Consider the following 10,955-nt stretch of genomic DNA (forward strand, 5'->3'; position numbering starts at 1 on the left):
GTTTGTGTCTCTTTCGTTCTCAGCCCAGGTGTCCCGGAAACCACTCGACGGCCGTCACCGTCGCCACGCGCTCTACGCCGTCGGCATCCCCGACAGCCAGAACATCGCCATACGTCGTCACCCGAAGCATCGCGCCGTCCGCGAGCCCCTGGGCGAACGGCGTCTTTCGGTGTTCTCCCGAGTCGAGGTCGGCGACCTCGTCCCCGTCGACGGCATAGAAGTGCGGGGTGAAGAACCCACGGGCGATGTCGCCAGCCGGGTCGGGGCCGAGATAGCCGAGCAGTCGCGGCGTTGCGCCGATGAAACCGCCAACGGCTCCGTCGGTGTCGATCCACAGCTCGCGGCCACGCGGTTCGACCGCAGTCCAGGCGCGCACCTTGTCAGCGAAGTCACCAGTGACCCTGGGACCTACCGACTCCATCGTTTCGGGGTGCACGACGTCGCCCGCGCGAGTCATGCGGTAGCGCAGCTCCGGGATAGGGCCGACCCAGGTGCCGCCGATGCTCGGGCGCGGCAAGTCCTCTGGCGCATCGAGCGGCGCGGGCTCTACGACGGCCGGAACCGGCGCAGGCGAGCTCGGTACGGCATCCGCGGGATAGCGTCCGGTTCGCAGGTCACTCAGGCGCTCGATCAGCGCGTCGATACGTCCCGCGATGTGCATGTCGCTGGACTGCACGAATCCGCGCACGACCTTCGCCGCCTCTTCGAGCTGGGCAGTCGTCGGATCGTCGCCGAAGTGGAACCACGTATTCCTCGTGGCGAGGATCTTCTTCGCGGCGGTCTGCTTCTGGAACTGTCCGCCGAACACGCTCAGATACGGCGAGTCCTGCTCGTGGATGTAGTCGCGGAGGATCACACCGGGGTCCTGCGGCTCGAAGCGGTGGTTGGGTCGCCAGTTCTTCGGGTCCGAGTCCTTCAGCTCGCTGATCCGGGCCGCGAACCACTGCGACCCCAACGAATCTCGCAGGGTGAAGTGGCTTGTGACGTAGAGATCCCACCCGAATGCGCGCATGAGGGTGAAGTAGCCCTTGATGAGTTCGCCAGGCGTCTCGTCCTCGGGCAGCGCGATGGAGACGTCGACGCCGCTCATGCGTTCGGGCCTTCCACCGATTCCTTGCCGTAGCCAGTCATGATCGGCACGACGCGCGTGAGCGCGTAGACGGCGAACAACGCCGCCGGGTCGGCGATCGGCACCTCGATGGCCGGCTCGGTCTTGAAGCGCGTCGCGCTCGGCAGCAGCACGCCATACGCGCCCGTGCGCGTCGCACCGAGGTCGGCGAGCAACGCCTGCGCGTCGCCGCCAGCCCACTCGCTGATCTGCGCCCACTCGACCGCCGCGCCGGTGGCTCGCCCAGCCTTCCCGTAGCGCAGCGCACGAATCCGCGCGACCAGCTTGTCGTCGACGAGCTTCGGCGAGATCGTCCCTGCATCCTCCAACCGCTCGTAGTCCGACGGGCCAGCGAGCAGCTCGGCGAAGCCGAGCGAGATCTCGTCGCTGTCATCATCCCAGCGGACCAGCGAGACCTGGGCGCGGAGACCGTCGTCGGCCTTGAGATTGGCGAGCACGGCGTGCGCGGGACGCGCCTGCCTATCGCCGTGCCACTGGCTCGGCGGGACGACCGCAATCGAGTGCTCACCATCGAGCACCTCGACGCTCACCGGTCCAAGAATGAAGCTGCTCATTCGTGCTCTCCTCCCTTCGTTGCTTCGCTGCTCGGTCTGTCGCGCGAAAGTTTTTCAGGCTATGCCCGAGCTCCGACATTCGTTAGCTGACCTCTGAAGAGGCTCCGCCCGAACGCACCCATTCATCGACTTCGCTGACCTGGAACTTCCAGAGACGACCCACTTTGTGTGCTGGCATCCCCTTGTCGGCGATCCAGACGTAGACCGTCTCCTTGGTGACGCCCAGGTGAGCGGCGATGTCGTCGGCAGACAGCCAGGGCTCACTCACGAGGGCACCGTCTTGACAAGTTCGAGCGGGGTCATAGCCCAGAGCTTATCGGCGAAACCGCTGTTTTAGCCGGTTTCTCCCGGTTTGCTCTCGTTCGACTCGTTCCGATACCCGCGATGCGGACTACAACGACGGCCCGTCACGGTGTGGAGAGCGACCTCGGTCCCGTTCATGCCCTGGGGCGCTGAGCCGCTTCGCGAGCGCTTCCGCTGCTCCACGGGCTTCCTCGGCGGCGAGGCGCTGAGCCTCTGCCTGAGCAGCGCGCTCGTGGATAAGTCTGACCGCTTCATCTGGTGGGAGCGCATCGAGCTGGGCCAGGTAACGTCGATCACGTGTCACCCGTTCGCGCAGATTCTTGATCCGCGCGGCGAGCGCGCTTGGGCGGCGGCGGCCGAGTACCCGCTCGTACAGCGCCGTGTGCTCACGCGACTGCCTCTCGGCGATCGCGCCGACGAGCTGATGGGCCTGCGCGGCTTCCGCGCGTGCTTCGATGATCGCGGGTGCGTGGTCGGCTTGACGCCGGGCGACTGCTTCGGCCCACGCGGGAAGGCCACTCTCACTGTGCGGAATGCTCTGCCACCTGCTGTGCACATTCCGCTCTACCGCCTCGCGGCGAGTGTCTGCGTCCTTCGCGGTTCGTGTAGCAGCGCGCCTGCGGAAACGGAGTGCGTTCGCCTTGGCACGGTGCGCGGTGTAGGCGGCCCGCTGCGCGGCCAGGAACTCTGAACCGTCCGTAGCGGCTTCCTGGGCCAGCGATTCCGTAACGTCCGCGAGAAGCGCGGCAACCTTCGCATCGGCGGCCTCCGCCAGCTCACGCAGCGGCTGGTACTCGGCCTGGTGCCGCTCGGACTGGTCCCGCAATCTGGCGGCTGCCGACACCCAGTGCCCTCGTTCCGCATCAGCCTGCGCGATCTGCTCGACGATCCGGTCGCGCTCTGCGTTCACGATGGACATAGGTCCGTCCTCGACGAGGTTCGCAACGGCCTCACGGGCACGTTCGGTTGCGTCTCCCAGGCCGCGGTCGGCGCGGTCTCGGACGAGTGCGTCGACGAACTGCTGCTTCGCGTCGTCGCAGTCAGTGGCGACGACGTGCAAGGTGTTCGTCTCGCGGCCGCGCGTCATGCCGACGTAGATGCCAGCGGCATCGAGCGCGTCGGTGAGCACCGTGTGCGAAGCGTTCACGGTCGTCCCTTGGACGCCATAGGCGGTGACGGCATAAGCCAGGTGCGCATCCTTGGTCACGTACTCTGCGGGCAGTGTCATGGTGCGCTGGTACCTCCGGCCGTTGACGGTCTCCACGACGCTCAGCGCGCCGTCGTCGCCCACGTGCTGCACGGTCCAGGTCTGCCGGCTGGCGACGACGAGCGTGGACTCGTTGCGACGGGTCTGGATCACATCTCCGGCGCCGATGGGGAGTTCGTCGTTACCGAACACTGTTCGCACGTCGTCGACCTCACCGCGTTCGACGCGCTCGGCACGGATGCGTTCGTTCAACGCCCGCGCTTCATCGTTCGTGGCGGCGGTGATCGCGTCCTCCGGGCACGCAAACTTCGCGATGGCCTCCTGCATGCCGTCGTCGCTCTCGTGCAGCTCGATGAGCCCGATCGCGTTGAGCTGGTCGAAGATCGCGGCGGGGTTGTGGCCGCGCCGCAGGTCGAGAGTGAGAACCGCATAAGCGTCATCAGTGAAGCGGTGCAGGCTGGTCATGTCCACGACTGCGGGAGTGAGGCGGGCGGCGAAGTCGAGCACACCACCGCGCCCGACCGCAGGGAGTTGCGCACGGTCGCCGATGAGCGCGATGGTCGCGTCAGCTTCGTCGGCGATGCGCAGCAGTGCGAGGGCGCTGTCTTGATCGAGCATGCCTGCTTCGTCGACGACGACTCGCTCACCCTTCGCGAGCCGTGCCTCCGTCACTGGCCCCCGGTAGGTTCTGCCGGTTTCGGGGTCAGTGTCACCGGGCCGTAGGCGCGTCCATACGCCGTCGCTGTTCCACCGGACTCCGTGCGCGTAGACGAGCGCCGCAACGGAGTCGGTAGGGATGCCGAGTTCTTGGGCTGCCACGTCGGCGGCCTTCTTCGTCGGCGTCACGACTCGCGTCGAGCGGCCCTCCGCCGTCGCGGCAGCGATGGCAGTCTTAAGCATCGTGGTCTTGCCCGACCCGGCCGCGCCTTCGATCACGACGAGCGGGTTGGCGGATGCGACGGTAGAGGCTGCGAGCTCCTGATCGTCATCAAGCCCCGCCCGCACAGCGAGGTCGTGCACATCGGGCATGCGATGGCGGGATTGTTCCGCGCGTGCGGTGAGCAGGTCGCGCAGCTCCGTCTCTGCAGCAACCACTCGTAGCGATGTGAGATGCGCGACGTGTTCCGGTGTCGGTGTGTCGGGCGGGAGCACGGAGAAGCAATTCTCCGCAGCGAGCTGCGTCGCGAGTTGCACGAAGTCTCGCAGCTCGCGCGGAGCAGCCTGCACGCCATACTCGGTCGTGATCCTCGTGACGTGCTCGCGCACCGTGTGCACCGTCCAGGCCGACGCTCCTGCGGCGCAGCGGTCGAGCGCACGCGATGCGATCTCCTCGATGTGCAGCTCGTCCAGCGCGACGGGTGCAGTGCACCGTGCGCGGGGCAGGTTCTGGGTGTAGCCGGCGTCTTCGAGCTCGGCGCGCCAGCCGGCTTCGCTGCCGAGCACTGCGGGTTTCTTTCCCGGCCGCTCGTGTTCCCACGCCTTCGCCTTCAATCTCGCCCGCACGACGGGGCCGGGTTCCTCACCCGGATGGCCTGTTTCCCACTCGGCTTCGAAGCGGGCAAGGTTACGTTCGACCTGAGCGCCCCGCTTCGACATGACCACGTTGAACGGCTCCAGCTCTGCCACCTCACCGGTCGCCGAGTCGAGGGTGAGGCCGTGCTGGTCGAGCACGGAGGCAAGCTGCGGGTGCGCGGCGATGATCGCGGTGCCGAGCGCGCGAATCGTACCCTGCTGCTTGAATAGCGCCGCGGTGTCGAGAGCCCGCCACTTGCCTGCGGCGTAGACGCGGGTGCCGATCTGGAAGTGAATGTGCCGGTGCGGGTCGCCGGCTCGGCTGGTCTTGTGCGCGACGGTGACGGTCTGCAACTGCTGCACCGGCACGATCTCGCGGGCGTTCCTCGAGCCGACCCGCGTGACAGAGTGCTCGGCGAGCCAGCGGCGAATCTCGGATGCCGCGTCCTGCTGCGCCGCATCGAGCGCGTCGGAGACTTCCGGGTGCAGGGCGGCGGCGATTGAGAGCGACTTCGATGCGTTGATCACCATCTCGGCGAAGCGTGGCGACTCCTTCGATCTGTCGCTTGCGACTCGGGGCGTTCCCATCGTGGTGCCCGTGATCGGGTCTATCCAGTCGACCCAGGCCGAATAGCCTTCCGGATCGAGCGTCCTCGTCTCGATGACTTCGCCGTCGTGACCGCTCACGGCCAACTCGGCGAGCGCGGTCCCGCCCTCCAGGTAGTACTCGTCGGCCGTTGACCTGTCCGACTCCAGGTAGCGGCGCGCTGCGGCACCGGTGCCGCGGAACAGGATCACGCCGCCCTTCATCTCGGGCCTCCTCACGAGTCGTCTCATGAGGGAGGTGCGCACGCCCCACCATCGGTGGCATACGTCCATGAATCAGTTGTCGGGCAGCAGGAGCGTTGAGAGGTGATGCCTCAGCGGCGTGAGCTTCGGAGAGCGACAGAGCGTGGTGAGGATCACACTGGCATCGCAGCAGCTTCTGCGGTTGACGACGCTGAGCGTTGGTCAGGATGAGACGAAGCAGAGGGTCAGCTCCAAGAGAGGAGCTTCACGGTCCGGGAAAATTTCCACCACCGTCAGGGGTTCCGCGGCCTCCCAACTATTGGGAGTCCAGCAGCGGATACTTCCAGCGCAGGAACCACAGTGGCGGCAATTTGCCGGAACCGTGGGGGTGCCGATTCGGCACGCCCACGCCGGGGCCTTTTGCGGTGGTGCCGAATCGACACCACCGTGGTTTTCGACGTTGCGGCGAGCAGAAAAACTGATCGCTATCCCGCGCGGACGTGACCGCGGTGCAAGTACCGTAGCTCACTCTGACCGGTACGGCAAGCGATCGGCCAGCACATCCGGGCGCACTCCCAGCCTTCACAGCAGATCGCTTTCGAGGCTGCTGCCCGCGGTGCCGAGCATCGCCGTGAACGCGTCGTCCATGATGTCGGCGGTGACCGGGTCAACCATCTCGGCGGTGACGACGTAGTTGCTGCGGGTGACCTGCTCGTTCGCGTGGCCGAGCAGGCGAGAGGCGAGGGTGATGCCTGCCGCCGCATCGATGACCGTCGCGGTGGTGCGACGGAAGATGTGCGTCGAGAACTCGGTCGGATCGATGCCCGCCCGCTGCAGAGCGTCCGCGTTGTCGTCGACGAAGGTGCGCAGCAGTCGCTCGTAGTTGCTGACGCTGAGCGGTCGGCCCGTCTTGGTCGAGAACAGGAACGCCTCCGGGTCACGATCCGCTGTCGCAAGCTGGCGGCGGATCGCCGCGGCGGAGAAGCTCGGAAGCGCAACGCGGCGCTTCTGCCGCGACCGTTTCGGGGTGTTCTTCCGATACAGCCCGTTCGCTTTGCTCTGCTTGATGGTGCCGGCGATCAGCACCGTCGCGGGGCGAGAGGTCACATCCACATCGCAGCGGCGCAGGCCGAGCACTTCGCCGATGCGGGCACTGGTGCCGATCATGATCCACATCACGTGCTCCAGCACCGCGACGTTCGGGCGCGGGCCGTAGCCGCCCCCGTCTTTGCGCCAGCCGTGGATGAGGTTCTGCACCACCATCACCTGCGCGGGGTTCAGCACCGATTCTTTCTTCTCCGGCAGCGGCAGCCGTCTCGCGTCGCGGATCGGGTTCGCCATGAGCACCTCGTGCTCGATGCCGGTCTGGCACACCTGTGAGAGCACACTCCTCGCGCGCCTCGCGGCGGAGAGCGACTTCTGTTCGCGGATCGACTGGAGGATGCGGTTGCAGCGCAGCACACTGAGATCCTTCAGCGGAAGGTTGCCGCAGGCGGGGTTCACGACGTGCCTGATCGTCGAGCGGTAGGACTCCATCGTGGTGTCCTCCACGGTCTGCGACTGCTCCTTCTCGTAGACAAACACCTCGCACGCCTGGGCGATCGTGGCGTCCAGGGCGAGCACGGGGCCGACGGTGCGGTAGCGGATGTCTTCGGCCTGCTTCGTGAGGCCGGTTCGCGCCTCATCCTCGGTGTCGCCAGTCGCTTTCAGGCGGCGTAGCTCGCCGACCTCGTCGCGCATCTTCGCGGTGGCCTGCACCCGGCCAGATGCGAGGGTGCGAATCTGGATCGCACCGATCTCGCCTGGTTCCAGTCTCGGCCTAGCCATGGCGCACCAACTCCTGGAACCAGGCGAGCACCTCGGAGCGCAGATAGCGCACGTGGCGTCCGACGCGACGGAAGGGTGGGCCGCTGTGCGTCTGCCGCCATTCCTCGATCGTGCGCGGCGAGACCTGCAGCAGCTCGGCGACCTGCTCGCCGGTCATAATCAGGGGCTCGTCTCGGGTATCCATACCCAGTAGGTGCGCACGCCACACCACAGCCGTTGCGGCCAGTGCGCGGGCGATACGGAACAACCCGTGCCGGGCCTCGGCGAGCACCCTCCGAAAGGGGTTTTGGACCCCGTTTAGGACCCCGCGGCCGGTTCTCGAGGGACCAGGAACCATGAAACTCCTCCGATTCCCGCGGAATCTGAGGAGTTTGCGCTGGGGTACCTGGACTCGAACCAAGAACAACTGAGAGTCGCCTGGCCCGCCCGGACGAACCCCCGAATCGGTGGAGCTCCCCGTAATTTCAGGGATCTCATGGGATTGAGTCTACCGCGGACTACCGACAGCTACGCAGTGATTCGTGCTGATTCGCGCCTCTCGGGAGGGTTTCTGGTCACCAATCTGGTCACCGGTTCTCACCGTCATCGAGCCGCCGGACGGGCACGAATGCGGCGAGCGGTTTGGGGTTCCTGGTGAGGTCGTACTGACGCAGCAAGGCGATGTATTGGCGCTTGTCGATGTCCCAGTCATACGTCTCTGCGATCGCCTCCGCGTCTTGCGCGGCGAGGAACACCAGGTCGGCGAGCAGGCGGGTCGTTCGCCCGTTCCCGTCGACGAAGCCGTGGATGCGGACGGTCTCGGCATGCACGGCGATGCCGAGTTCGCGTGCTGTCCAGTCGTCGGTGTGCTCCCACCGGTACCGGATGTTGTCGAGCGATCCGCGGAGCTCGACGGCGATGTGCTCGGGTTCGACGCCGATGTTGAGATCGCGCGTTCGGTACCGGCCTGCCCACGTCCATAGGTCTCCGTAGAGCTTCTGGTGCAGGTCACGGAGGAACGAGTCCGTCAGGATATCGGTGAGCACAAGTCGCCCGTCCGCGATGTCATCGAGCAACGCGATGCTGACCTCATCGTTGATCGTCTGCTCGGCCTCGTAGAGGTCGATCTTCTTCGGCGCATCGCCGAGGATCTCACGAGCCTGTGGGGTGAGGGCGTCTGCTTCTTCCGGGTCCACCGGCGTTTCGCCGTAGCCGGGATCGACACCCATCAAACGCGCTGCTTGCGCGCGGCGAGGAAGCGCTCGACCCGTTCAGAGCGAGTGACACCGACCGGCACCGACCTGTTCTCCAACGCTGCCGACGCCCGCGTGGAACGCAGAGCGGCACGATGAAGCGCCTCACGAGTGACGTCCTTGCGCTTCATATGCTCACCTCCGGGAGAACAGGATCGAGTTCATTCTATCGTGCCGACTCCCTCCTGGTGGGGCCGCGGTGCACGCCCCACCCCCAGGCACTTCCCTGACCAGCAGTTGGGCGGAAACCGACGTGCTCCGCGAGAATTGATCGCGATGGCGTATCCCGACGTGATGCGCCCGAGTCGGAAGGAGGAAGATGGCATCCGAGAAGTTCGATGCACCGGATCTTCAAAAGTTCATCGCCGCGCTGCGCCCCGACGACGATCATCTGGACGATCTCTGGCGCCGACCCGAGCCGCAACTGCTCCCCGTCCCCTCGGTGGTGAGGGGTTTCCGCATCCGTATCGACCTGCAGCGCACGAAACCGCCGGTGTGGCGACGTATCGAGGTGCCCGGCGACATCCTCCTCCCGCGGCTGCACGACGTGATCCAGGCGGCGATGGGATGGACCGACAGCCACCTGCACCGCTTCCGCACGAGCAACGACCGCAACGCTCCCGAGTTCCTCACCCAGTTCGACCTCGACGAGGGCGACGAGGGGATGCTCGAAGACGACGTGCGTCTCGACGAGGTCCTGTCTGCCGAGGGCGACCGGCTCTGGTACGACTACGACTTCGGAGATGACTGGAAGCACCTCCTGCGCGTCGAGAAGGTGCTCGACAGCCCTCCGCCGACCCCGGTGTGCGTCGGCGGGAAGCTCGCCTGCCCGCCCGAGGACTGCGGTGGCGTCTGGGGTTACGCCGAACTCGCCGACTGGGTGCGCAGCGACTACGACGATGCCCTCCGCCCCGAGGTGTTCGAGAACGCGGCGGAAGGACGCGCGTGGCTGCCCCACGGCTGGCATCCCGACGCCTGCGACATCGATGAGACGAACGAGCTGATCACCTCCGTCACCGCGGAGCCGATCCCGGTCGTCGAGGAACTCGAGTCGCTGCTTGAGCTGGCGCAGAACCGTGGCGCACGCGGCCTGCGCAACGCGCTCGCTAAGCCGGCTGCCTCCGGTGCGACCGACGTCGGCGCAGACGAGGCCGCTGATCTCACCGAGCCGTTCCGAGTGCTCCTCGACGTCGTCGGGGACGGCGTGACGCTCACCGGCGCCGGCTATCTGAAACCCGCCGTCGTCGAGCAGATAGCACATCGCACGGGCATCACCGAATGGTGGATCGGCAAGGCCAACCGCGAAGACCTCACCTGGCCCGTCTGGGAACTCCGCGCCACCGCGCGAGCGCTGGGGCTGGTGTCGGTGCGCAAAGGACGCATCGCTCCGACTCGGGCAATCGCGGCACGGCGGGGCGATCCGCAGGCGATCCTGCGCCACATCACCGGCCGGCTCCCACTCGGAACGACCCCCGCCGAGCGACACGCCGGATGGATGGCGCTCGTCGTCGCCGCGAATGAGACACCCGCTGAACTCTGGGAGTCACGCATCAGTGAACTCTTGTTCGAACTCGGCTGGCGCGACCGCGAAGACCCCTACCGCGCCCCATCCCCCGACAGCCCCACGCTCGACGCACTCAACCTGCTCACCGGGGCGATGCGCGTGAACCGGCGACCCAAGAGCCTGAACACGGCCGTCGCAGCCATCGCCCGGACCGTCATACGGGCTTGACCGTCTGGTCACCAGATCAGGTGCCGCGAGGTCCGGCCGAAACCGTCACAGTTCCGCCCTACCTGTAGCCGATTCGGTCGACTCAGACGGTGCGCCGGATGCCGTGTGCCAGTTCCGTTCGACGGGGCTCCACAGGGCCTTGGCGTCGAGCCCGTCGAGCACCGGGTCGACGAAGTCAGCAACGACAGCGACGGTGTCGGAGAACCTCTCCGGCAGACTTGAGCCGCCCCCTTCATTCGGTCCGGACGTTCTGTGAGTCGTCGGTTTCCATTTGATGGTTGCACTGTCGAGCGTACTCGGCTGGGGGTAGGTAGCCGAGCGAGGAGTGCCGGCGGTGGTGGTTGTACTCGTCCTTCCAGTCTCCGATCACGACCTGCGCGTGCAGCAGCGAGTAGAAGCTGTTGATGCCCAGGCACTCGTCGCGGATCCTGGTGTTGAACAACTCGACGTACCCGTTGCGCCACGGCGATCCCGGCGGGATGTAGGACAGGCCGGTGCGGGTGCCGGCCCAGTCGGCCATCGCCTCGCTGATGAACTCGGGCCCGTTGTCCGATCTGAGCACGGCCGGGGCGCCGCGCACGGCGACGAGGTCTTCGAGGTGGGCGGTGAGCCGGTCAGCGGTGATCGACCGTTCGGTGAGCCCGCCGATGCACTCCCGAGTGTGCTCGTC

At 66.5% G+C, this 10,955-nt stretch carries 9 protein-coding genes; 1 reads left to right on the top strand and 8 read right to left on the bottom strand.

Translation table 11 applies throughout. The features are described from left to right. Positions 1–19 precede the first annotated feature (19 nt). The 7 genes from GJQ66_RS10990 to GJQ66_RS11020 all read right to left on the bottom strand — a co-directional run bounded on the left by GJQ66_RS10990 (position 20) and on the right by GJQ66_RS11020 (position 8,529). Positions 20–1,090: a hypothetical protein gene (locus GJQ66_RS10990; protein ID WP_155049413.1), complete on the bottom strand. Its 1,071-nt coding sequence runs from the start codon at positions 1,088–1,090 to the stop codon at positions 20–22. Then, on the bottom strand, positions 1,087–1,683 hold the full coding sequence (locus GJQ66_RS10995; RefSeq protein WP_155049414.1) for a hypothetical protein: 597 nt from the start codon (positions 1,681–1,683) through the stop codon (positions 1,087–1,089). The genes GJQ66_RS10990 and GJQ66_RS10995 overlap by 4 nt, the downstream gene beginning before the upstream one ends. An 82-nt stretch (positions 1,684–1,765) precedes the next feature. Next, positions 1,766–1,951: a helix-turn-helix domain-containing protein gene (locus tag GJQ66_RS11000; RefSeq protein WP_368732899.1), complete on the bottom strand. Its 186-nt coding sequence runs from the start codon at positions 1,949–1,951 to the stop codon at positions 1,766–1,768. Positions 1,952–2,074: 123 nt separating this feature from the next. After that, positions 2,075–5,515, bottom strand: a complete 3,441-nt coding sequence (gene mobF / locus GJQ66_RS11005; RefSeq protein WP_155049415.1) for a MobF family relaxase — start codon at positions 5,513–5,515, stop codon at positions 2,075–2,077. A 561-nt stretch (positions 5,516–6,076) separates the two neighbouring features. Further along, positions 6,077–7,252, bottom strand: a complete 1,176-nt coding sequence (locus tag GJQ66_RS11010; protein WP_368732900.1) for a tyrosine-type recombinase/integrase — start codon at positions 7,250–7,252, stop codon at positions 6,077–6,079. A 61-nt stretch (positions 7,253–7,313) separates the two neighbouring features. Continuing rightward, entirely contained in the window at positions 7,314–7,505 is a 192-nt protein-coding gene (locus GJQ66_RS11015) for a helix-turn-helix domain-containing protein (protein WP_031289729.1), read from the bottom strand. A 382-nt stretch (positions 7,506–7,887) separates the two neighbouring features. After that, positions 7,888–8,529 (bottom strand): Fic family protein, encoded by a 642-nt coding sequence (locus tag GJQ66_RS11020; RefSeq protein WP_155049417.1) that lies wholly within the window; start codon positions 8,527–8,529, stop codon positions 7,888–7,890. Between the two features lie 343 nt (positions 8,530–8,872). Between GJQ66_RS11020 and GJQ66_RS11025 the strand changes: the two genes are divergently transcribed. Beyond that, positions 8,873–10,285, top strand: a complete 1,413-nt coding sequence (locus GJQ66_RS11025; protein ID WP_155049418.1) for a plasmid pRiA4b ORF-3 family protein — start codon at positions 8,873–8,875, stop codon at positions 10,283–10,285. A gap of 232 nt (positions 10,286–10,517) precedes the next feature. Here the strand turns inward: GJQ66_RS11025 and GJQ66_RS11030 are convergent. Then, the coding region (locus GJQ66_RS11030) for an integrase core domain-containing protein (protein ID WP_155049419.1) at positions 10,518–10,955 on the bottom strand (438 nt) is incomplete at its 5' end.

This window comes from Microbacterium sp. ZXX196 (assembly GCF_009709595.1).
Classification (GTDB): Bacteria; Actinomycetota; Actinomycetes; order Actinomycetales; family Microbacteriaceae; genus Microbacterium; species Microbacterium excoecariae.